General features: G+C 66.3%; 20 protein-coding genes. 10 read left to right on the plus strand and 10 right to left on the minus strand.

All coding sequences use genetic code 11. The features are described from left to right. Window positions 1–31: 31 nt before the first annotated feature. The 6 genes from flhA (at window position 32) to E6C48_RS09155 (ending at window position 4,889) form a co-directional block, all read left to right on the plus strand. Window positions 32–2,119: a flagellar biosynthesis protein FlhA gene (gene flhA, locus E6C48_RS09130; protein WP_136356319.1), complete on the plus strand. Its 2,088-nt coding sequence runs from the start codon at window positions 32–34 to the stop codon at window positions 2,117–2,119. A gap of 40 nt (window positions 2,120–2,159) precedes the next feature. Next, a complete protein-coding gene (gene fliR, locus E6C48_RS09135) occupies window positions 2,160–2,921 on the plus strand; it encodes a flagellar biosynthetic protein FliR (RefSeq protein ID WP_136356321.1) in 762 nt (253 codons plus the stop codon). A 4-nt stretch (window positions 2,922–2,925) separates the two neighbouring features. Continuing rightward, complete coding sequence (locus tag E6C48_RS09140) at window positions 2,926–3,306, plus strand: hypothetical protein (protein ID WP_136356323.1); 381 nt, start codon at window positions 2,926–2,928, stop codon at window positions 3,304–3,306. Window positions 3,307–3,384: 78 nt separating this feature from the next. Then, window positions 3,385–3,927: a rod-binding protein gene (locus E6C48_RS09145; protein WP_136356325.1), complete on the plus strand. Its 543-nt coding sequence runs from the start codon at window positions 3,385–3,387 to the stop codon at window positions 3,925–3,927. Window positions 3,928–3,937: 10 nt separating this feature from the next. After that, on the plus strand, window positions 3,938–4,363 hold the full coding sequence (locus tag E6C48_RS09150; protein ID WP_136356327.1) for a hypothetical protein: 426 nt from the start codon (window positions 3,938–3,940) through the stop codon (window positions 4,361–4,363). A 7-nt stretch (window positions 4,364–4,370) separates the two neighbouring features. After that, window positions 4,371–4,889: a hypothetical protein gene (locus E6C48_RS09155; RefSeq protein WP_136356329.1), complete on the plus strand. Its 519-nt coding sequence runs from the start codon at window positions 4,371–4,373 to the stop codon at window positions 4,887–4,889. Between the two features lie 119 nt (window positions 4,890–5,008). Here the strand turns inward: E6C48_RS09155 and denD are convergent, their stop codons facing one another. Genes denD through E6C48_RS09175 form a run of 4 tightly spaced genes read right to left on the minus strand, consistent with a single transcriptional unit; the run spans window position 5,009 to window position 7,985 of the window. After that, the gene (gene denD / locus E6C48_RS09160) at window positions 5,009–5,974 is read right to left on the minus strand and encodes a D-erythronate dehydrogenase (protein ID WP_136356331.1); all 966 of its coding nucleotides are present in this window, start codon (window positions 5,972–5,974) and stop codon (window positions 5,009–5,011) included. After that, window positions 5,974–6,183: a hypothetical protein gene (locus tag E6C48_RS09165; RefSeq protein WP_136356333.1), complete on the minus strand. Its 210-nt coding sequence runs from the start codon at window positions 6,181–6,183 to the stop codon at window positions 5,974–5,976. The genes denD and E6C48_RS09165 overlap by 1 nt, the downstream gene beginning before the upstream one ends. 55 nt (window positions 6,184–6,238) lie before the next feature. Continuing rightward, window positions 6,239–7,270, minus strand: a complete 1,032-nt coding sequence (locus tag E6C48_RS09170) for a cation diffusion facilitator family transporter (protein ID WP_136356335.1) — start codon at window positions 7,268–7,270, stop codon at window positions 6,239–6,241. A 40-nt stretch (window positions 7,271–7,310) separates the two neighbouring features. Next, on the minus strand, window positions 7,311–7,985 hold the full coding sequence (locus E6C48_RS09175; RefSeq protein ID WP_136356337.1) for a GNAT family N-acetyltransferase: 675 nt from the start codon (window positions 7,983–7,985) through the stop codon (window positions 7,311–7,313). An 85-nt stretch (window positions 7,986–8,070) separates the two neighbouring features. On the opposite strand from E6C48_RS09175, the gene E6C48_RS09180 reads away from it, so the two are divergent. Continuing rightward, window positions 8,071–9,252 carry a pyridoxal phosphate-dependent aminotransferase gene (locus E6C48_RS09180; RefSeq protein WP_136356339.1) on the plus strand — a complete coding sequence of 394 codons (1,182 nt, stop codon included), beginning with the start codon at window positions 8,071–8,073 and terminating at the stop codon, window positions 9,250–9,252. A gap of 16 nt (window positions 9,253–9,268) precedes the next feature. Here the strand turns inward: E6C48_RS09180 and E6C48_RS09185 are convergent, their stop codons facing one another. From E6C48_RS09185 to trhO, 4 genes are all read right to left on the minus strand, one after another. After that, window positions 9,269–10,144 carry a bifunctional helix-turn-helix transcriptional regulator/GNAT family N-acetyltransferase gene (locus tag E6C48_RS09185; RefSeq protein ID WP_136356341.1) on the minus strand — a complete coding sequence of 292 codons (876 nt, stop codon included), beginning with the start codon at window positions 10,142–10,144 and terminating at the stop codon, window positions 9,269–9,271. 79 nt (window positions 10,145–10,223) lie between these two features. Further along, window positions 10,224–10,979 (minus strand): SDR family oxidoreductase, encoded by a 756-nt coding sequence (locus E6C48_RS09190; protein WP_136356343.1) that lies wholly within the window; start codon window positions 10,977–10,979, stop codon window positions 10,224–10,226. Between the two features lie 193 nt (window positions 10,980–11,172). Then, window positions 11,173–11,889, minus strand: coding sequence for a tellurite resistance TerB family protein (locus E6C48_RS09195; protein ID WP_136356345.1), 717 nt, complete (start codon window positions 11,887–11,889; stop codon window positions 11,173–11,175). A 119-nt stretch (window positions 11,890–12,008) separates the two neighbouring features. After that, window positions 12,009–12,938: an oxygen-dependent tRNA uridine(34) hydroxylase TrhO gene (gene trhO, locus E6C48_RS09200; RefSeq protein ID WP_136356347.1), complete on the minus strand. Its 930-nt coding sequence runs from the start codon at window positions 12,936–12,938 to the stop codon at window positions 12,009–12,011. 138 nt (window positions 12,939–13,076) lie between these two features. Here trhO and E6C48_RS09205 point away from each other — a divergent pair, with 138 nt between their 5' ends. After that, a complete protein-coding gene (locus E6C48_RS09205; RefSeq protein WP_136356349.1) occupies window positions 13,077–13,988 on the plus strand; it encodes an N-acetylmuramidase domain-containing protein in 912 nt (303 codons plus the stop codon). Between the two features lie 102 nt (window positions 13,989–14,090). Then, entirely contained in the window at window positions 14,091–14,759 is a 669-nt protein-coding gene (locus E6C48_RS09210; RefSeq protein ID WP_136356351.1) for a 2-dehydro-3-deoxy-phosphogluconate aldolase, read from the plus strand. A 97-nt stretch (window positions 14,760–14,856) separates the two neighbouring features. On the opposite strand, the gene E6C48_RS09215 is transcribed toward E6C48_RS09210, so the two are convergent. Both E6C48_RS09215 and E6C48_RS09220 read right to left on the minus strand, forming a co-directional pair. Further along, the gene (locus tag E6C48_RS09215; RefSeq protein WP_230978705.1) at window positions 14,857–16,764 is read right to left on the minus strand and encodes a DUF882 domain-containing protein; all 1,908 of its coding nucleotides are present in this window, start codon (window positions 16,762–16,764) and stop codon (window positions 14,857–14,859) included. Between the two features lie 303 nt (window positions 16,765–17,067). Continuing rightward, entirely contained in the window at window positions 17,068–18,600 is a 1,533-nt protein-coding gene (locus E6C48_RS09220; RefSeq protein ID WP_136356353.1) for a sigma-54-dependent transcriptional regulator, read from the minus strand. Window positions 18,601–18,744: 144 nt separating this feature from the next. Here E6C48_RS09220 and E6C48_RS09225 point away from each other — a divergent pair, with 144 nt between their 5' ends. Beyond that, the gene (locus E6C48_RS09225; protein WP_168734492.1) at window positions 18,745–20,595 is read left to right on the plus strand and encodes a M3 family oligoendopeptidase; all 1,851 of its coding nucleotides are present in this window, start codon (window positions 18,745–18,747) and stop codon (window positions 20,593–20,595) included. The last annotated feature ends 15 nt before the right edge of the window (window positions 20,596–20,610 follow it).

Genomic DNA, 20,610 nt, shown 5'->3' on the forward strand with positions numbered 1-20,610 from the left:
GTGCCCGCTTGCATGGCCGGCGGAGACGACAGTGGCGATCAGTGAAACCTTCTCGGCGCGCAACGCCGTCAAGAACGGCCGCGACGTCTTCTTCGCCGCCGGCATCGTCATCATCCTGGCCGTCCTGTTCCTGCCCATCCCCGCCTTCCTGATCGACATGGGGCTAGCCATCTCGATCGCGCTGTCGGTGCTGATTCTGATGGTGGCGCTGTGGATCCAGCGCCCGCTCGACTTCTCGTCGTTTCCGACGGTGCTGCTCATCGCCACCATGCTCAGGCTGTCGCTCAACATCGCCACCACCCGCATGATCCTGTCGCATGGCGACCAGGGCACGCATGCCGCCGGCTACGTCATCAGCGGCTTCTCCAACCTCGTCATGAGCGGCGATTTCGTCATCGGCCTGATTGTCTTCATGATCCTGATCGTGGTGAACTTCATCGTCATCACCAAGGGCGCCACGCGCATCGCCGAGGTGGGCGCCCGCTTCACCCTCGACGCCATCCCCGGCAAGCAGATGTCGATCGACGCCGACCTGTCGGCCGGCATGATCGACGACAAGACCGCGCAGCTGCGCCGGCGCGAACTGGAAGAGGAATCCTCCTTCTTCGGCTCCATGGACGGCGCCTCGAAATTCGTGCGCGGCGACGCCATCGCCGGCCTCATCATCACCGCCATCAACATCGTCGGCGGCATCGCCATCGGCTACCTGCGCCACGACATGAGTCTCGGCAAGGCGGCCGACATCTTCGTCAAGCTTTCGGTCGGCGACGGCCTGGTGACGCAGATCCCGGCCCTGATCGTCTCGCTGGCGGCTGGCCTACTGGTCTCCAAGGGCGGCACGCGCGGCTCGGCCGACAAGGCTGTGTTCGGCCAGCTCGGCGCCTATCCGCGCGCCCTCTACGTCGCGGCGGCACTGCTGGCCCTGCTCGGCCTGATGCCCGGCCTGCCGATGTTCCCCTTCGTGACGCTGGCCGGCGCCATGGCCGGGCTCGGCTACGTCATCCCCCTCCAGCACAACCGGCGGATCGCGGAAGAGGAAGCCGGCAGGAAAAAGGAAGAAGCCGCCAAGGCCGAGGAGGAGAAGAACTCGGTCAAGGCTTCGCTGGCCACTGCCGAGATCGAGCTCCTGATCGGCAAGCAGCTTTCCACCCGCCTCATCAGCGCGCACCAGGAACTCGCCTTCCGCATGTCGAAGATGCGCAAGAAGTTCGCCACCCAGTACGGCTTCGTCGTGCCGGAGGTAAAGCTCACCGACGATTTCGCCATCCCGCCCAAAAGCTACCAGATCAAGGTGCACGGTACCGTGGTCGCCGAGCACCAGATGCGGGTGGGCGAACTGATGGTGCTGCTCGGCACCCGCGATATCCCCGACATTCCGGGCGAGGAAGTGCGCGAGCCCGCCTTCGGCATGCGAGCCTATTCGGTGATGGAGACCTTCGCCGAGGACCTGAAGCGCGAGCAGTTCACCTATGCCGACAACATGTCGGTGCTGCTCACCCACCTCTCCGAGGTGATCCGCAACAACCTGCCGCAGCTTCTTTCCTACAAGGACATGAAGGCGCTCTTGGAGCGGCAGGACCCGGAATACCGCAAGCTGGCCGACGAGATCTGCTCGCAGCACATCTCCTATCCCGGCCTGCAGGCGGTGCTGAAACTGCTGCTCGCCGAGCGCGTCTCCATCCGCAACCTGCACCTCATCATCGAGGCCATCGCCGAGATCGCGCCGCATGTGCGCCGCACCGAGCAGATCGTCGAGCATGTGCGCGTGCGCATGGCGCAGCAGATCTGCGGCGACCTGACCGAAGGCGGCGTGCTCAAGGTGCTGCGCCTCGGCAACCGCTGGGACCTCGCTTTCCACCAGAGCCTCAAGCGCGACGCCAAGGGCGAGGTGCGCGAATTCGACATCGACCCGCGCCAACTGGAAGAATTCGGCCAGGAGGCGACCAAGGCGATCCGCAAGCATCTGGAGGCCGGCGAGCGATTCGTCCTCGTCACCGCGCCGGACGCCCGGCCCTACGTGCGCATGATCATCGAGCGGATGTTTACGACCCTGCCGGTGCTTTCCCACGTCGAGATCGCCAAGGGCGTCGAGATCAGGGTGCTGGGAACGGTTTCGTGAGGACGACAGAAAACGGCGGACACCGCTGCACGGACTCTCTGTGAACGCCCTCTCCGCCCTCACGCAGACGACCATCCTGGCGGCGTTCCTCGCCTTCTGCCGCGTCGGCGCCTGCTTCATGGTGATGCCGGGCCTTTCCAGCGTGCGCGTGCCACTGCATGTGCGCCTGTTCGCGGCCATCGCCGTCACCGTCGGCCTGCTCACCTTCCTGTGGGACCGCATCTATCCTTTCGTTGACCCGCATCCCGCGGTGCTGGTGCCGATGATCGCCTCGGAACTGCTGGTGGGCGGCCTGATCGGCATCATGACGCGCCTCTACATGGAGGCATTGCGCTTCATCGGCGCTGGGCTTGCCATGCTGATCGGCTTCAACTCGAATGGCGGAACGGCCGTCGAGGAGCCGGAGCCGCAGGCCCCGCTTGCGGCGCTGATCTCGCTTTCGGCGCTGTTGATGCTGTTCGTCTTCGACTTCCACCACGAGGTGATCCGGGCGCTGGTCGCTTCCTATCAGGTCGCCCCGCTCAACGTCTTCTTCAACCCGCAGGCCGCGCTGGTCGACGTCGCCGACACCATCTCGGACGCCTTCTTCCTCGTCATCCGGCTCGGCAGCCCCTTCGTCGCCTACGCCATCATCGTCAACCTGACGGTCGGTTTCGTCAACAAGCTGACGCCGCAGATCCCGGTCTACTTCATCGCCCAGCCGATCATCATCGTCGGCGGCATCGTCATGTTCTATTTCGCCGCCGCCACCATGCTGTCGCTGTTCGCCGACGGCTTCATCGACCTGGCCCTGTCGAGATAGGCCGATGACCGATCGCAAGAACCGCCTGAAGAAGCTGGTCGAGGTGCAGGAGCAACTGAAGGCCCTGCACGAGACGCGCCGCGCCGGCTTTCTGGCCGAGGCGAACGCCGCCAAACAGGAAGCCAAGGCGCTGGCCGAACGCTTCGACGCCGAGGGTTCGCTGGCCGGCCTGTTTCCGGAACTCTACCACAACCGCATCGCCGGCGCCCTGAGGCGGCAGGATGAAAGCCTGGAAAAGGCCCGCGCCGAGGCGGCAAAGGTGGCCGCCGCCACGGCGCGCACCAACATGGTCGAGCGCGCCTACAAGGCGGCACGCCGCGACGACGAACGCCGACGCGGCGACCGCGAGCGGCTGGAGATCATCGAGCAGAAGCGCGGCAGATAGCCAGGCCGCGCCGGCAAGCCTGCGGCAAGCTTGTTCGGCGATGATCGGTCGACGGAAACGGCAGAAGGCAGCTTCGGCTTGGCGATCTCTCCCCCCAGCGACATCGTGCTCGACGTCGCCCGCGCGGCGGAGCCTCAGGACATCGAGGCCGCGCGCGCGGCGCTGACGAAACGCGCCGGCGGCGCGGCCGCCGCCTTCACCGTCGAAGCGGCAGATGCTGCGCGCAGGACGGACACCGAGCAGGCCGGCCCGGCCAGGAACTACCAACGCTTCGAGGCGATGGTGCTGCAGACCTTCATCCAGAACATGCTGCCCAAGGATGCCGAGGGCGTCTACGGCAAGGGCCTTGCAGGCGACATGTGGAAATCGCAGCTCGCCGAGCACCTCGCCGACGTGATGGCGGATCGCGGCGGCATCGGCATCGCGCGCTCGATGCTGGCCGACCACTATCTCGAAGGCAAGCGCGTGGTGCCGGTGGGCGCCGTCTCCGGCGGGCCGGAACAGGCAGCGCGGGACGCCCAGTCCAGCCTCTCCAATTCGCTCGTGCAGGAAATTCAGCGCCGCATGGTCCGCTCCCTGAGCGACGACCCGGCAGCGGCGGCCGCGGCAACGAAGATCTGACAGGGTCACCATGAACGAGTATTCCGAATTCGCCTCCAACCTGCCTGCCCGCACCGGCGTTGCGGATGCGGTGTCCGGCCCGGCCCGGCCCGGTAACCTCGCCGCCATCATCGGCCGCATCGAGGAAGCGGTGGAGGAGGAGACGGCCGGCATCCGCAGCGGCGTTTCGTTCGACCTCAAGGCCTCGAACGCCCGCAAGAGCCGCTACCTCTACGAGCTGAACCGCGCCATGAAGGGACCCGGCCAGGCGGAATTCCTCGCCGAGAACAGCGAGGGACTGACGCGGCTGCGCCAGAAGCTGGCACGCAACGAGGCGGCGATTCTCGCCCACCTCAACGCCGTCAACGAAGTGGCCAACCTGCTCAAGAGCGCCATCCAGAACGCGGAAGCCGACGGCACCTATTCGGCCGGGGAATTCGGCTGGGCACGCCCGTGAGCGGCCGATGATCAAGTTCATCATAGCCGCCGTCTGGATTTGCGCCGTCACCGCAGGTGCTGCGATCTATTCGTTCCAGAACGCCGGCGCCAAGGCCGACGATACGCCCAAGCCGCTGCTGGGCGGCCTCGACTACATCAACACCGACATGATCTCGGTGCCGATGGTCAAGGACGCCACCATCCAGGGCTATTTCCTGACCAAGCTGGTCTACACGGTCGATCCGGCGGAAATGGCCAAGCTGTCGGTCCCGGCTTCGGCGCTGATGACCGACCAGGTCTACTCCTACCTCTATTCCAATCCGCAAACCGATTTCACCAACACGGCCGACCTCGACCTCGACGCCTTCCGCAACAACATCCGCGACACCCTCAACAAGCGGATCGGCGCCGACATCGTCCACGACGTGCTGATCGACCAGGTCAATTTCCTGTCCAAGGACGAGATCCGCGACAACGCCGTGCGGCGCAAGGAAGCGCCGAAACCGGCGCCCAAGGAAACGGCCGAGGCCGCGAAGGGCCATTGAGGCCTAAAGCATGTCTCCCGAAAGTGGGACCCGGTTTCGGGACAAAGACATGCGTAAAATCAAGACTCTAAAGCGTGCGGAGCGAATCTGAAAGATCGCGTGACGCTTTAGCGTCGCCCTCAGGCGCCGCGTTCGTCCTCGATATGGGTGCGAATAATCTCGTCGAAACTCTGCTCGGCCGTAAAACCCAGTTCGCGCGCGCGTTTGGCCTCGAAGCGGGTCGGCCAGTTCTTCACGATCGCCCACACCGCCTCGTCCGGCTGTTCGCGGATCAGCGCCACAGCCTTCGCTCCCGCGATGCGGCGCAGCGCCTCGATCTGCTCGCCGACGCTGACGGCCACGCCCGGCATGGTGAGGTTGCGGCGCGGTCCGACCTTGTCGCCGTCGATCTCCGCCGCGTGGACGAGGAAATTCACCGCCGAGCGCGGGCTGGCGTGGGTATGCACGACCGAGCGCGGCACCGGCAGGATCGCCTCCAGCCCCGCAAGCGGCTCGCGGATGATGCCGGAAAAGAAACCGGAGGCGGCCTTGTTCGGCTTGCCGGGCCGGACGCAGATGGTCGGCAGGCGAATGCCGATGCCGTCGAAGAAGCCGCGCCGCGTGTAATCAGCCAGCAGCGCTTCGCCCATCAGCTTCTGCGTGCCGTAGGAGGTGAGCGGGGTGGGATGGAACTCGTCCGGGATCACGTCGGGAAACGGCGCGCCGAACACCGCGATCGAGGACGTGTAGACGACGCGCGGCGCATTCTGCGTCAGCCGCAGCGCGTCGAACAGCGCGCGCGTGCCGTCGAGGTTGACGCGGTAGCCGAGGTCGAAATTCGCTTCCGCTTCGCCCGAGACAACGCCGGCCAGATGAAACACCACGTCGGGCTTTTCGGCTGCCAGTTCTTCCGCCACGCCCTGCCGGGCAAGGTCGCTGGCATGGGCCGTCACCGCCACGCCGTCGAAGACCGGCACCGGCGGCTCGACGATGTCGTGCAAGGCGAGCGCGGTGATCTTCTGCCCGCGCAAAGTGCCGTCGCGCACCAGCCGCTCGGTCAGCTTGCGGCCGACCATGCCTGCCGCCCCGGTGATCAGGATGCGCATCAGCGGTTCTCCTTTCGGCGTTGCGCCCTGCCGCGCAGCCAAAGCACGATGAAAAGGGCGAGGCCGAACAGAACCGCCGCGAGGGCCGCCAGCACGGTCGAGACGCCGCCGAGCGCCAGCATGATCGTCGGCAGCCAATAGGCAAGCACGCCGAAGCCGACGAGAATGACGAGCGCCGCAATGGCAGCGTTCCTGTTTTCGCGATCCATGGCTGTTCTCCGGCCCAAACCCGCGCGCACCTATACGGGGCTTGTAACAATCCGGCTAGTGATAGTGGCGGCGGTCGGCGGGAGCGCCCTGCAGCGCGCCGTGGGCATGACCGTGATGATCTCCATGATCATGGTCATGACCGCTGCCGCCGTGATGGTGGTCGTGGTCTCCGTCCCCGTCGGCACAGTGGCCGTATTCAGGTTCCACCGTGGCATGCTCGATGCCGTGCTCGGCCGCCAGCCGCGCCTTAATGGCGGTGACGGCGCCATGCGCGTCAATCCCCTCGTTCAGGCAAGCGTGCAGGGTCGCCATCGTGCGGCTGCCGTCCATCGACCAGACATGCATGTGATGAACCTCGCGAAGGCCCGGGACGCTCTCCACGAGGTCGCGCGCCATGCCATCTCGGTCGAGATGCGGCGGCGTGCCTTCCAGAAGCACGTGCGCGGCATCGCGCATCAGCCGCCAGGCCGTCGTCAGGATCAACACCGCCACCAGTACGGAGAGGATCGGATCGATCGGCGTCCAGCCGGTGGCGAGGATGACCAGCGCGGCGGCGATCGCCGCCACCGAACCGAGCAGGTCACCAAGCACATGCAGGATGGCGCCGCGCATATTCAGGCTGTCGCGATCGCCGCCATGCAGGATGAGGAAGCCGGCGATGTTGACCACCAGCCCGAGCACGGCGACGACCAGCATCGGGCCGCCCAGGATCGGCGGCGGCGCCTGGAAGCGCTGCCAGGCCTCGTAGCAGATCCACAATGCGACAACGAAGATGGCGATGCCATTGGTGTAGGCCACCAGCGTCTTGACCCGGCCGAAGCCATAGGTCAGGCGGCTGTTGGCCGGCCGCTCGCCGAGGTGAAAGGCATACCAGGCCAGCCCAAGCGCCAGGCTGTCGGTCAGCATGTGACCGGCATCGGCAAGCAGCGCCAGCGAGCCGGTCAGCCAGCCGCCGAGGGCCTCGGCGATCATGAAACCACCGGTCAGGCAGGCGGCGAGCAGAACCCGGCGCTTGTCGGTCGAACCGTGGACATGGCCCGCGCCATGGTCATGCGAGTGTCCTTCGTGGGAATGACCTTGCGCCATGACGGAACCTTTCGCGTAACAAAATAACCTTACGCCTCAATCACTTACGGAAATCCTCGAGGCGTTTTTTCTGTACGCCTTCGCCGTCGAAGTTGCTAGGGGCGAGCCAGTCCTCATAGGCTTTTTTGAGTACCGGCCATTCCTTGTCGATGATCGAGAACCAGGCCGTGTCGCGGTTCTTGCCCTTGACGACCTTGTCTTGCCGGAAGATGCCCTCGAAGGTGAAGCCGAAACGTTCCGCCGCCCGCTTGGAGGGACGGTTGTCGTTGTCGCACTTCCATTCGTAGCGCCGGTAGCCGAGCTCGTCGAAGGCATAGCGGGTGAACAGGAACTGCGCTTCGGTCGCCGCCGGCGTGCGCGCCATTTGCGGCCCCCAATAGATGTTGCCGATCTCGATGACACCGTGCGCCGGCTCGATGCGCATCAGCGTCTGGCGACCGACCACCTTGCCGCTGGCCTTGTCGATGACGGCGAAGTGCAGCGGATCGGGACTGGCCTCGGCCTTCTCCAGCCACGGCTGGAACTCGGCGCGCGTCTTCGGCGGATAGTCCGGCAGCCAGCGGAACCGTTCCATCGCGTCGGGCACCGAGGAGGCCGCGAACAGATCGTCCCCGTGTCTTGCCGCGCTCAATGGCTCCAGCCGGACCAGCCGGCCTTCCGTAACCTTGCGCTCGGGCCGCGGCCGCGGCTGCCAGTCTTTCAGATCTTCGGACATGGGAATGACTTTCTGGAGTTTGACAGATGCCGCGAAGCCTCCCAAAAATGCCGGCCCGCCATTAGCGCCAATCTGGACCAACAAAATGCTCCACACGATCGCAGCCTTCGACCGTCTCGGCGAGGAAAACGCCTTCGCCGTGCTGGCGCGGGCGACCGCGCTCGCCCATGAGGGCCGCGACATCGTCAACCTCGGCATCGGCCAGCCGGATTTCCGCACGCCCGACCATATCGTCGAGGCGGCGATCAAGGCGTTGCGCGACGGCCACCATGGCTACACGCCGGCCAATGGCCTTTTGGCGACGCGTGAGGCGGTGGTGCGCCGCACGTTGGCGACGACCGGCGTGGAGGTCTCGCCCGAGAGCGTCATGATCCTGCCCGGCGGCAAGCCGACCATGTTCGCCGCCATCCTGATGTTCGGCGAGCCGGGCGCGGAAATCCTCTATCCCGATCCCGGCTTTCCCATCTACCGCTCGATGATCGAGTTCACCGGGGCGAGGCCGGTGCCGGTGCCGATCCGCGAGGAAAACGGCTTTGCCTTCTCGGCGGAAGAAACGCTGTCTCTGATCACGCCGAGGACGCGGCTGCTGATCCTCAACTCGCCGGCCAACCCGACCGGCGGCGTCACCCCGCGTGCCGAGATCGAGAAGCTGGTGAAGGGGCTGGAGAAGCACCCGGACGTCGCCATCCTCTCCGACGAGATCTACGACGTCATGACTTATGACGGCGAGAAACACACCTCGCTGCTGCAATTCCCCGAAATCCGCGACCGGCTGATCGTGCTCAACGGCTGGTCGAAAACATGGGCGATGACCGGTTGGCGCATGGGCTGGTCGATCTGGCCAAACGGCGAGAAAGGCGCCCATCTCTACGACAAGGTGCGCAAGCTGGCGGTCAATTGCTGGTCCTGCGTCAACGCGCCCAGCCAATATGCCGGCATCGCTGCCATCGACGGGCCGCAGGACGAGGTGGAGAAGATGATGGCGGCCTTCGATCGCCGCCGCCGCATCGTGGTCGAAGGACTGAACGCCATTCCCGGCATCTCCTGCGTCACGCCGAAAGGCGCCTTCTATGCCTTCCCCAACGTCTCGGCCACCGGCCGCAAGGCGAAGGAACTGGCCTCGGCGCTGCTGGAGGAAGCCGGCGTCGCGCTGATCGGCGGTCCGGATTTCGGCGTGCTCGGCGAAGGCTACATGCGCCTGTCCTACGCCAATTCCGAGGAGAACATTTTACGCGCGCTGGAGCGCATCGAGGCGTTCTTGGCATAAGCCACGGCTGCGTAGCTTACAGCCGCTTCTCGAACCAGTGGTCGGCGTAGGGGTTGTCGTTGTAGCGGCCGATCTCGCTATAGCCGCGCTTGAGATACATGGCCTTCGCCTCCGTCAGCGTCCGGTTCGTGTCGAGAAGAACGCGCCGGCAGCCGATCTCGCCGGCCAGCGCCTCCAGCCGGTCCATCAGCCGCCCGGCGACGCCCATGCCGCGCGCGGTGGGCGAAACCCACACCCGCTTGATCTCGCCGGTCGTCGCATCGAGCCGCTTCAGCGCGCCGCAAGCGATCGCCTCGCCGTCCAGCCGGGCCAGCAGAAGCCAGCCGACAGGCGGCGTCATGTCAGCCGTGCCGAAGGAGCCGCCCTCGAAGCCGCCTTCGAAACGGTCGGCCAGTTCGCCGATATAGGCATCGAGGCAGCGGCGGGCGTCGGCACTATCGGCGGCTTCCGGGGCGATCGTCACGGAAGCCGCCCGCAAAAGCTGTTCGACCTCGCCCATCGCGGCGACGAGGCGCTGCCGCTGCGCATCGCCGAGCGGCGCCAGGAGATCGCGGGCGAAGGTGTCGGACAGTGTGTCGTAGGCGGAAAATTCCTCCCTGCCCTTTTCCGTCAACACGACGTCTCGGGCGCGGCCGTCCTCAGCCTTCTTGCGCAATTCAAGCACGCCTTGGCCTTCGAGCGAGCGCAGCAGGCGGCTGAGGTAGCCGGAATCGAGGCCGAGCCGCTGGCGCAACGCCGCGAGATCGGTCGCACCCGAACTGCCGAGTTCGAAGATCAGCCGCGCCTCGCCGAGCGGCCGCCCGCGCGCCAGATAGCTGTCGCCCAGCGCGCCGATGCGCTGGGTGACGAGCCGGTTGAAGCGGCGGACTTGCTGGATGTCTTGCGATTGCATTACCTGACTTTAGTCAGATATTTTTCGCTGCGCAAGAGCGGCCGCGTAAGATCGAGATCGGACGAACCGGCGCCGGGCCTCAACCGCGCCCGACATAGGGCATTTTGGTCGCCATCACCGTCATGAACAACACGTTGGCGTCGAGCGGCAGGCCGGCCATGTGCAGCACGGCGTCGGCCACGTGCCGCACGTCCATCACCGCTTCGGCGGCGACCGCGCCGTTGGCCTGCGGCACGCCCACCGTCATCGGCACGGCCATGTCGGTCAGCGCGTTGCCGATGTCGATCTGCCCGCAGGCGATATCGAAGGGCCGCCCGTCCAGCGCCAGCGTTTTCGTCAGGCCGGTGATGGCGTGCTTGGTGGCGGTGTAGGGCACCGAGCCGGGGCGCGGCGCGTAGGCCGACACGGAGCCGTTGTTGACGATGCGGCCGCCCTGCGGGCTCTGGCGCCGCATCTGGCGGAAGGCGGCGCGTGCGCACAGGAAGGAACCGGTTAGGTTCACGCCGACCACGTCGTTCCACACCTCCACCGGAATTTCGTCGATCGGCGTCGACTTGTAGCCCATGCCGGCATTGTTGAAGAGCAGGTCGACGCGGCCGAACGTCTCGACCGCCTTGGCAAACAACGCGTCCACTTCGTCGGCCTTGCTGATGTCGCAGGCGACCGCCAGCCCTTGCCCTTGCGTGGGACCTGCGGCGGCGATCGCCTCGTCCAACAGTGCCTTGCGGCGGCCGCAGAACACCGTATTCCACCCGGCGTTCAGCAACGCGCCGGCGACGGCCTTGCCGATGCCGGTGCCCGCGCCGGTGACGATGGCTGTCTTGCTTGCGCTCATGAGATCCTCCCGAAACGACCGTGGCATCGCAGATGCCGCCGCCGCTGGCAACCCGCTCGCGGATCGCCGCACAAAAAGGGCGGTCATTGGCGACCGCCCTCTAATCTGAACCGGCTTGGGAGGAGGAAAACCGATCCGACTGGTGAAAATGATGCGCTTGTTCGGTTAACGAAAGATTAACGATGAAACCGCCCTACGCAGCCGGCACCTTGGCCGCCGACACCGTCGCCTCGATATGGTCGACCAGCGCGTCGGGCAGGCCGAGGCGGCCGGCGAGCAGGTCGAGATAGCCGCGTTCGGCGCGCGTGTCCGGCTCGATGGCCAGTCGCGAGGCGGTGTAGAGTTCGACCTTCTGCGCCTCCGTCCGCGCCGCCGCGACCAGCGCGCCGAGATCGAGCGGCGCTTCGAGTTCCTTGCGCATGAAGGCCTCGGCCTCGCTGCCGATGCCCGACAGGCTGAGCTTGTCGCCGATCTTCTTGCGTTCCTCGTCGTCGATATGGCCGTCGGCCTTGGCCGCTGCGATCATGGCGCGCACCAGCATCAGCGCGAACTCGTCCTCGCCCTGCGGTGCCGAGGCGGGGTGGAAATCCGTGCCGGCCGGCGGCGGCAAGAGCTCCGGCTGGCGCGCCGCCGGTGCGTCGGCCGCGGCCGGCTGTTCGCCGTTCTTGTAGTTCTGGTACGCCTTGTAGGCGAGCCCGCCGATAGCGGCGATGCCGCCAAGCTTGATCGCCGTGCCGGTCAATTGCCGTCCGGCACCGGTGCCAAGCAGCACGGCCGCCAGCGCGCCGGCTGCGAGCGGATTATCCTTCGCCATCTGCACCGCCTGCCCGGCCTTGTCGCGCACGGTTCCTTCCGTGCCGGGGATTTTCGAGCCGAGCAGGTCGTCGAGCAGTTTCTTGGGATCGAACATCAAGTCCTCCGGGTCAGGCGCCGTCGGCGCGGCAGGGATCGATTGCCTGGCAGACATAGGTGGCCTGTCGCCGACTTTCCACCGAAACGCGCGACAAGCTTGGCGTCGCGCCGGCCGGGTCAGCTGCCGATATGCGCCGCCGCGCCGCGTTTGCGGGCGAGCTCCACCTGTCGATGCCGCTCGGCGTAGCGGTCGCGGTCAGCATCCGAGCGCTCGTTATGGCAATAGACGCACGAAACGCCGGCGGCATGATGCGGCGAATGCCGGTCCTGCGGCGTCAGCGGTCGGCGGCAGGCGCGGCAAAGCTCCGCCTCGCCCTCTTCCAGTCCGTGCGACACCGAGACCCGCTCGTCGAAGACGAAACATTCGCCCTGCCACAGGCTCTCAGCCTGCGGCACCGCCTCCAGATATTTCAGGATGCCGCCCTTGAGGTGGAAGACCTCATCGATGCCGAGCGCCTTCACATAGGCCGTCGCCTTCTCGCAACGTATGCCGCCGGTGCAGAACATGGCGACCTTCCTGCCCTCCAGGTTGGCGCGATGCACGTCCACCCAGCCGGGGAACTGCCGGAAGCTGGCCGTTTGCGGATCGAGCGCGCCGCGAAAGCTGCCCAGCGAGACCTCGTAGGCGTTGCGGGTGTCGATGACGACCGTATCGGGATCGGAGATCAGCGCGTTCCACTCCGACGGTTCGACATAGGTGCCGGCGCTCATGGCCGGGTCGATGCCCTCGACGCCCATGGTGACGATCTCGCGCTTCAGCCTGACCTTCATGCGGTGGAACGGCATGTCGGTCGCATGGCTGTACTTTACGTCGAGGCCGTCGAGGCCGGGCAGCGCTTGCAGATGGGCGACAAGCTCGCAAATCGCTTGCGCGCTCCCGGCGACAGTGCCGTTGATGCCCTCGGACGCCAGCAGCAGCGTGCCCTTGATGCCTCGCGCGCAACAGAAGGCGGCGAGCGGCGCGCGCAGCGCTTCATGCCCGTCCAGGCGGGCGAAGCGATAGAGCGCGGCAACGCGAAACGGTGGCTCGGACGGGGATGTATCCATGGTCGCTCCGTAACCGCTCGGTCGACCCGTTTCAAGCTGGACAGGCTTTCCACGCCGGATAGGGCATGGCGAAAACGCGCAAGATATTCACGCCTTTCCAAAACGGACGATACTTGGTCTTCAACCGAAGGGCCAAAAATGTTCAGCAAAGACGTCGTCAGCGAGATAACCGAAGCCGCCAAGGCGCTCGATCTCGAACCGGCTTCGCTGCTGGCGGTCGCCGAGGTCGAGAGCGGCGGCAAGGCCTTCGCACTCGTAGCCGGTCGACGCGAGCCGCTGATCCGCTTCGAGGGCCACTATTTCGACCGCCGGCTCGACGAAGATCGGCGCGCGCTGGCCCGCGACAAGGGGCTAGCCTCGCCGGTGGCTGGCGCAATCGCCAATCCCGCCACGCAGGAAGCCCGCTGGCGCATGCTCGAGGCGGCGGCGACGATCAACGCCAAGGCCGCCTACGAGTCGGTTTCATGGGGCCTCGGGCAGGTGATGGGCGCGCATTGGAACCGGCTGGGATTTGCCAGCGTCGATGCCTTGGTGGCTGAAGCCCGCTCCGGCATCGCCGGCCAGACCCGGCTGATGGCGCTCTATATCGAAAAGGCCGGGCTGGCCGGCGCGCTGCGCGACGGCGACTGGAACGCCTTCGCGCGCGGCTACAACGGCCCCGCCTACAAGCAATATGGCTATGACACCAAGATCGCCGCCGCCTATGCGCGCTATGGCGGAAAGAACGTCGGCAAAGACAGCGTCGCCACGGACGGCGTCATGGGCTCCGGTCCCGTCCTGCTCGGCCGCGGCGCGAAAGGCGAGGCCGTGACAGAATTGCAGCGCGACCTCCTCGCGCTGGGCTACGCGCTCGACGCCGATGGCGCCTTCGGCCCGGCAACGGCCGCAGCCGTCATGCGCTTCCAAGAGGACAATGGCCTCATGGCGGACGGCATCGCCGGGCCGGCGACGCAGGCGGCTCTTCGCGCCGCGCTGAGCAGGAACGGCCCCCTCGTCCGGCTCTGGAGCTGGCTCAGGCAACGGCTTTCCGGCTTGCTCGGAGGCGCCTGATGCAAGACGCCGCGTGGACTTCACCGGATCGGTCTGCTAGACGGACGCTAAATCGGTTGAAAGCAGTTTCGACCGAACTAGCCGCAGCATCGGAGGCTCGACATGGCGACCAAGGGAACCCAGAGCGGAGCGAGCAAGACCGAAAGGCTGCTGGCGCTGCTGGACGGCCAGCCTGTCATCCCGGTGCTGAAGATTACGGATGTGGCGCATGCCGTGCCGCTGGCGCGTGCGCTCGCCCGCGGCGGGCTGAAGGCGATCGAGATCACGCTGCGCACGCCGGACGCGCTGGAGTGCATCCGCCGCGTCGCGGCCGAGGTGCCGGAAGCGGTTGTCGGCGCCGGCACCATCCTGTCCGCCAGCCAGTTCGACGAGGCGGCCTCGGCGGGCTCGAAGTTCATCGTCAGCCCCGGCATCACACGCGAACTGCTTGCTGCGGCCAGGGACAGCGAGGTGCCGCTGCTGCCGGGCGCCATCACGCCCGGCGAGATCATGGCGGCGCGCGAGGCGGGGCTCGACTTCCTGAAATTCTTCCCGGCGGAACAGGCCGGCGGCGCCGCTTTCCTCAAGGCGCTCGCCTCGCCGATCGCCGATGTCAGGTTCTGCCCGACGGGCGGCATCGGCCCGAAGAACGCGGCCGACTATCTCAGCCTGCCCAACGTGCTATGCGTCGGCGGCTCATGGGTGGCGCCCGACGATCTGGTCAAGGCCGGCCGCTGGGACGAGATCGAGGCACTGGCCAAGGCGGCGAGCGCCTTGCGCAAGGCGCCCTGATCCGGCTTGACCGCTCCCGGAAAAAACAAAGCCGCAACGGGACTTCCGCTGCGGCTTATTGTTTCAAACTTCCGAGGCAAATGCACCCGGCCTGGAATTACTTCTGGCCGAAGCGGGCCACCGAGATGAACTTCACGGCCGAGCCGGTGAAGCGGTGCGCTTCGCCCATTTCGTCGGTGTCGGTGAACCCGGTGGTGTAGACCTCGACGGGCGCGGTGCGCACCAGATTGTAGGCCAGACGCGGCTGCGCATCCGTTTCGGCGGCGGCCGGTTCGTTGACCGCATCTTCGCCGTCGAGCGCCCAGCGCGCCAGTTTCGGCGGAGCCGGCAGCACTACCGCCTTCGGGCCGGGCTTGGCGTCCCGGGCGCTGGCGCGCGCTTCCTTCGGCGTCGTCTTGACGCTGCCGCCGACCGCCGCGACGGGATCGGAACCCGCCGGACGGGCCGCAACCGCCAACCGCGGCGACGCATCGACGCCGGACGGATCGCTGAAGGCCGAGCGCGGCGGCATCACCGTCAGCGAGGCGACCTGGTAGTCGTCGGTCGAAACCTTTTCAAGCATGGCCTTGACCTCGTCGGGCTTTGCCACGTCGGGCCGCTCGGACGGCAAGGTGGACAAGGCCTGCGCCGACAGAGCCTGGCTGGCGCCGTTACCCTGTGCGGTGTCGGCCAGCGCCAGAAGCACGGCCTGCTGGTTGCCGATCTGCAGATCGGGGGCGGACGAATGTTGCGGACGCCAGGTCGGCAAGGGCACGCCGGCAACGGTCGCCTGCTCGTCCTGCACGGAAGCCGTCGCATCGGCCTTGCCGAACGGCATGCTGTCAGGCGTCGGCGCGGCGGAAGCCACCTGCACCGGCTGGACATCCTCGGTCGGACGCGGCGCGGATGCGTCGGCCATGCCGAATGGAACCGTTTCAGGCGTTTCGGCCTGCGCCACCGCAATAACGCCGACATCGGCCTTGGGCCGCGGTGCGAAAGCCGGCAGCGGCACGTCGCGCGCCGGCAGCGCCGCGATGATGGTTTCCGGTGTCGCCGGCGCTTCCTGCTCTGCCGTCGGTGCCTCGTCGGCAGCGTCCTCGACCATCGGGATGTCGGCGCGCTGCGCCCTGTCGGGCGAAACGATGGCGATGCCCGGCTGTGCCTTGGCGGCCGGAGCCGCCTTGGCGACCCTGGCCTTCGGCGCCGGGGCGGCGGAGGCCACATCTGCCTCGTCTTCCGCCTCGTCGGCACCGCCGCCGAACAGTGCCGTCCACAGCGTGCCGGACTTCCCGGAACCACCGGCGCTGGCCAGTTCGATATTGGGCGTGCCGCTCGCCTTGCGCGACTTGTAGGCGGCCAGGGCTTGCTGGTAGCCGGGCAGCGGCTTGCCGTCGGAAGGCACGTGCAGCGTCTTGCCGTTGGGGAACACGCTCGCCAGTTCCTGGCGGCTGATGCCCGGCCAGTGACGCACGTTGCCGACGTCCATATGCACGAAGGGCGAACCCGAGGTGGGATAGTAACCGACGCCACCGCCCTGCATCTTCAGGCCGATGTTGCGCAGCTTCTTCAGGGGCACGCCGGGGATATAGAAATCCAGCGCCTTGCCGAGCATGTGCTGGCTCTTCTGCGCCACGCCCCTGGAACGGCTGCGCAGCATGGAATTGGTGGCCGGCGCGCGATAGCCGCAGATGACCTGGATGTAGCTGGTGGCGCCGCTCTCGCGATAAGCCTCCCAGACCAGGTCGAGCAGGCGAGGGTCCATCTTGACCGGCTCGTTGCGGCGCCAGTCGCGCAGGATGTAGTTGATCTTCTTCAAGCCTTCGGGGACGTAGCGGCCGTTGCGCTTGTAGACGATCTCCGCCTTCTCGTGCGTATGCAGATGATAGAACTTCAACGACCGCGTCTCGGCGCTGGCCGTGACCGCCGTCGTCGAAAGGAAACCAAAGGCGAGAGCCGCCGCCGCCAGCCATTTCGGCCAGCCCGCGTTGAAGTGCCGCCCGTTTGTGAGTCGTTCGATTCTGTTCAAATCAAAAGGCCTTGCAGGCTGCCGTTTGTCCCCGGATTTGACCAAACGGACGTGAGTACGTCCGAATATCGATCCTATTGGTTAATCATCGCTTATTGAAGCAAATTGCGCCAACACCATGGCGGCAACGCGGCGAAAAAGCTACTCCGCCACACTTGGTAAACCGCTGGTTTAGATCACAATTCCCCGTTTTCGCGAACACGATCCGTTACCGGCTGCCACATTGCGTGAAAAGACCTGTGGCAGCACGCGACGCCGCCATCCGGCGGGCGAGGAGATCGGCGGCAGCCGGCCGATTCGTTCTCAGGAGGCGAGCCGCTCGAGCCGCCCGGCTTCGGGATCGATGCCGTATTCCTTGAGCTTGCGATAGAGCGTCGAGCGGCCGATGCCGAGACGCCTGGCCACCTCGCTCATCTGGCCGTTGTAGCGGTCGATGGCGAGCTTGATCATTTCGAGTTCGACGGCGGCGAGCGAGCGCACGTTGCCGCGCTCGTCGAGCGCGCGCAGCGAACCGAACGGCTCGGCCGGCGGCATCGGCGGCTCGCTGGCCGGGGCTTCGATCTCACGACGTTCCGGTGAAACCGCGACGGCCGCCATGTCGGCCTTGACCCCTTGCGAATCCGCGTCGGCGCCGAGATCGACGATGCCTTCTACCTGGGCGCGGATCTGCGGAAATTCTTCCGGTGTCAGCATCGTGCCTTCGGCCAGCACCGAGGCACGGTAGACGGCGTTTTCGAGCTGGCGGATGTTGCCCGGCCAGTCGTAGGCGGCGAGCATCGCCAGCGTCTCGCCGGTGATGCCGTCGATGCGCCGGTGCGGATCGGTCGCGCCGACCCGCTGCATGAAGTGCCGGACCAGATGCGGAATGTCGTCGCGGCGTTCGCGCAGCGGCGGCACGTGGATGGGATAGACGTTGAGGCGATAGAACAGGTCCTCGCGAAAGGCGCCGTCCCTGACCCGCTGCAGCAGGTCGCGATGCGTCGCCGAGATCAGCCTGATGTCGACCTTGACGGTGGTCCGGCCGCCGACCGGGTCGACCTCCCCTTCCTGCACGGCGCGCAGGAGCTTGACCTGCACGTCGAGCGGCAGGTCGCCGATCTCGTCGAGGAACAGCGTGCCGCCATGCGCCTCGACGAACTTGCCGGTGTGCCTTTCCGTCGCGCCGGTGAAGGAGCCCTTCTCGTGGCCGAACAGGATCGATTCCACCAGATTGTCGGGTATAGCCCCACAATTGACGGTGACGAAGGCCTTCGAGCGGCGCTCGCCCGACCCCTGGATGGCGCGCGCCACCAGTTCCTTGCCGACGCCCGATTCACCCTCGATGAGGATCGGAATGTTGGAGGCCGCCGCCTTCTGGCCGAGCCGGATCACGCGATCCATGGCGGGGCTGCGGGTAATCATGTCCTTGAAGGTGAGCGTGCCGCCGCTGCGCCGAGCGCCGCGTTTCACCTCGCCCTCGACCGCCTCCACCTTCAGGGCGTTGGCGATCGCCGTTTGCAGGCGGTCCGGCGAGGCCGGCTTGACGACGAAGTCGAAGGCGCCATGGCGCATCGCCTGCACCACCGTTTCGATGCCGCCCTGCGCCGTCTGCACGATGACGGGCACATGGATGGCGCGCTCGCGCATCGCCTTCAGGACGCCGATGCCGTCCAGGCCCGGCATGGCGAGATCGAGGATCATCGCCGAGATCTCGCGGGCGCCGGGGCCGTCGAGCGCGCTCAAGCCCGCCTCCCCGCCCTCGGCAACGACGGTAGCGTGGCCGAAGCGCGTCACCGCCGCCTCCAGCAGGCGCCGCTGCACCGGGTCGTCATCGACTATGAGGATGGAACCTGTCATCGGTCGTTCGAATTCTCAGGCTGCACGGTTCTGCCCTATGGATCATCCTGGCACAGGGTTCTAAATAAGCTTTCAAAAAAGCCGGTGAACGAATTGCTTCGCATTTGACCGGCTTTCCGTCCCACCCTCGCTGAAGGTACTGGCATGAACATCATCTCGCGCCGCCGGCTCGCCGCGGCTTCCACCGCTCAGGGCACGGCGGCGACTATGGGAGCGACCATGGGCGATCTGCCGGAATGGAACCTCGCCGATCTCTACAGCGGCATGGAGGCGCCGGAACTCAGGCGCGACCTGGAAAAGGCGGCCGCCGACGCAATCGCCTTCGAAAGCCGCTGGAAGGGGACGCTGGCCGCCGAGGCCGGACGCGGCAGCGACGGCAAGCTCGGCGAGGCCCTGAAGCAATACGAGGCGCTGGAGGAGCTGATCGGCCGCATCGTCTCCTATGCCGGCCTCGTCTATGCCGGCAACACCGTCGATCCGCACCGCGCCAAGCTCTACGGCGACGTGCAGGAGAAGATGACGGACGCCAGCGCGCATCTGCTGTTCTTCGCGCTGGAGCTCAACCTGATCGAGGACGTGGCGATCGAAGCAGCCCTCGACGCCGATCCCGCCTTCGGCCACTACCGGCCGTGGGTGCTGGACCTCAGGATGGACAAGCCCTACCAGCTCGAAGACCGCATCGAGCAGCTTTTCCACGAAAAGTCAGTGACCGGCCGCGGCGCCTGGAACCGACTGTTCGACGAGACGATGGCGGACCTGCGCTTTACCGTCGACGGCGAGGAACTGACTCTGGAGCCGACGCTGAACCGTTTGCAGGACGCCGACGGCGAGGTCCGGCGCGAGGCGTCCGAGGCGCTCGCCGCCACCTTCTCAAAGAACCTGCGAACCTTCACGCTGATCACCAACACGCTGGCCAAAGACAAGGAGATTTCCGACCGCTGGCGCGGCTTCAAGGACATCGCCGATTCCCGCCACCTCGCCAACCGGGTGGAGCGCGGCGTCGTGGATGCGCTGGCCGCCGCCGTTCGCGAAGCCTATCCGCGCCTGTCGCACCGCTACTATGCGATGAAGGCGCGCTGGCTCGGCATGGAGGCAATGAACCACTGGGACCGCAACGCGCCGCTGCCCGAAACGCCGAAGGCAACGATCGCATGGGACGACGCGAAAAACACGGTGCTGTCGGCCTACCACCGCTTCTCGCCGCAGATGGCGGACATCGCGCGCACCTTCTTCGACCGCAACTGGATCGATGCGCCGGTGCGGCCCGGCAAGTCGCCCGGCGCCTTCGCCCACCCCACCGTCCCGTCGGTCCATCCTTACGTTCTGCTGAACTATATGGGCAAGCCGCGCGACGTCATGACCCTGGCGCACGAGCTTGGTCACGGCGTCCATCAGGTCCTGGCAGGCGGGCAAGGCGCGCTGATGGCCTCCACCCCGCTGACGCTGGCCGAGACGGCCTCCGTCTTCGGCGAGATGCTGACCTTCCGCTCGCTGCTCGACGCCACCGCCGACAAGCGCGAGCGCAAGGCCATGCTCGCCCAGAAGGTCGAGGATATGATCAACACGGTGGTGCGCCAGATCGCCTTCTACGAATTCGAGCGCAAGGTGCATGCCGAGCGCCGCAACGGCGAGCTGACGTCCGACAAGCTCGGGCAATTCTGGCTGGAAGTGCAGGCCGAGAGCCTTGGCCCCGCGATAAAACTGCGCGAAGGCTACGAGACGTTCTGGACCTACATACCGCACTTCATCCATTCGCCCTTCTACGTCTACGCCTATGCCTTCGGCGATTGTCTGGTGAACTCGCTTTATGCCGTCTACCGGGGTTCCGAGCGCGGCTTCCAGGAGAAGTATTTCGACATGCTGAAGGCCGGCGGCACCAAGCACCATTCGGAATTGCTAAAGCCCTTCGGCCTCGACGCCACCGATCCGTCCTTCTGGCAGATCGGGCTCGGCGTCATCTCCGGGCTGATCGACGAGTTGGAAGCGCTGGATTGAGCTTGGCGAACAAGC

The organism is Ollibium composti, from assembly GCF_004801285.1.
In the GTDB taxonomy this organism is placed as follows: Bacteria; Pseudomonadota; Alphaproteobacteria; order Rhizobiales; family Rhizobiaceae; genus Mesorhizobium; species Mesorhizobium composti.

Excerpts from the sequence above, each read along its gene's own strand:
- E6C48_RS09140 (WP_136356323.1), top strand. The coding sequence starts at position 2,926 with ATGACCGATCGCAAGAACCGCCTGAAGAAGCTGGTCGAGGTGCAGGAG.
- E6C48_RS09150 (WP_136356327.1), top strand. The coding sequence starts at position 3,938 with ATGAACGAGTATTCCGAATTCGCCTCCAACCTGCCTGCCCGCACCGGC.
- E6C48_RS09155 (WP_136356329.1), top strand. The coding sequence starts at position 4,371 with ATGATCAAGTTCATCATAGCCGCCGTCTGGATTTGCGCCGTCACCGCA.
- denD (WP_136356331.1), bottom strand. The coding sequence starts at position 5,974 with ATGCGCATCCTGATCACCGGGGCGGCAGGCATGGTCGGCCGCAAGCTG.
- E6C48_RS09165 (WP_136356333.1), bottom strand. The coding sequence starts at position 6,183 with ATGGATCGCGAAAACAGGAACGCTGCCATTGCGGCGCTCGTCATTCTC.
- E6C48_RS09170 (WP_136356335.1), bottom strand. The coding sequence starts at position 7,270 with ATGGCGCAAGGTCATTCCCACGAAGGACACTCGCATGACCATGGCGCG.
- E6C48_RS09175 (WP_136356337.1), bottom strand. The coding sequence starts at position 7,985 with ATGTCCGAAGATCTGAAAGACTGGCAGCCGCGGCCGCGGCCCGAGCGC.
- E6C48_RS09180 (WP_136356339.1), top strand. The coding sequence starts at position 8,071 with ATGCTCCACACGATCGCAGCCTTCGACCGTCTCGGCGAGGAAAACGCC.
- E6C48_RS09185 (WP_136356341.1), bottom strand. The coding sequence starts at position 10,144 with ATGCAATCGCAAGACATCCAGCAAGTCCGCCGCTTCAACCGGCTCGTC.
- E6C48_RS09190 (WP_136356343.1), bottom strand. The coding sequence starts at position 10,979 with ATGAGCGCAAGCAAGACAGCCATCGTCACCGGCGCGGGCACCGGCATC.
- E6C48_RS09195 (WP_136356345.1), bottom strand. The coding sequence starts at position 11,889 with ATGTTCGATCCCAAGAAACTGCTCGACGACCTGCTCGGCTCGAAAATC.
- trhO (WP_136356347.1), bottom strand. The coding sequence starts at position 12,938 with ATGGATACATCCCCGTCCGAGCCACCGTTTCGCGTTGCCGCGCTCTAT.
- E6C48_RS09205 (WP_136356349.1), top strand. The coding sequence starts at position 13,077 with ATGTTCAGCAAAGACGTCGTCAGCGAGATAACCGAAGCCGCCAAGGCG.
- E6C48_RS09210 (WP_136356351.1), top strand. The coding sequence starts at position 14,091 with ATGGCGACCAAGGGAACCCAGAGCGGAGCGAGCAAGACCGAAAGGCTG.
- E6C48_RS09220 (WP_136356353.1), bottom strand. The coding sequence starts at position 18,600 with ATGACAGGTTCCATCCTCATAGTCGATGACGACCCGGTGCAGCGGCGC.
- E6C48_RS09225 (WP_168734492.1), top strand. The coding sequence starts at position 18,745 with ATGAACATCATCTCGCGCCGCCGGCTCGCCGCGGCTTCCACCGCTCAG.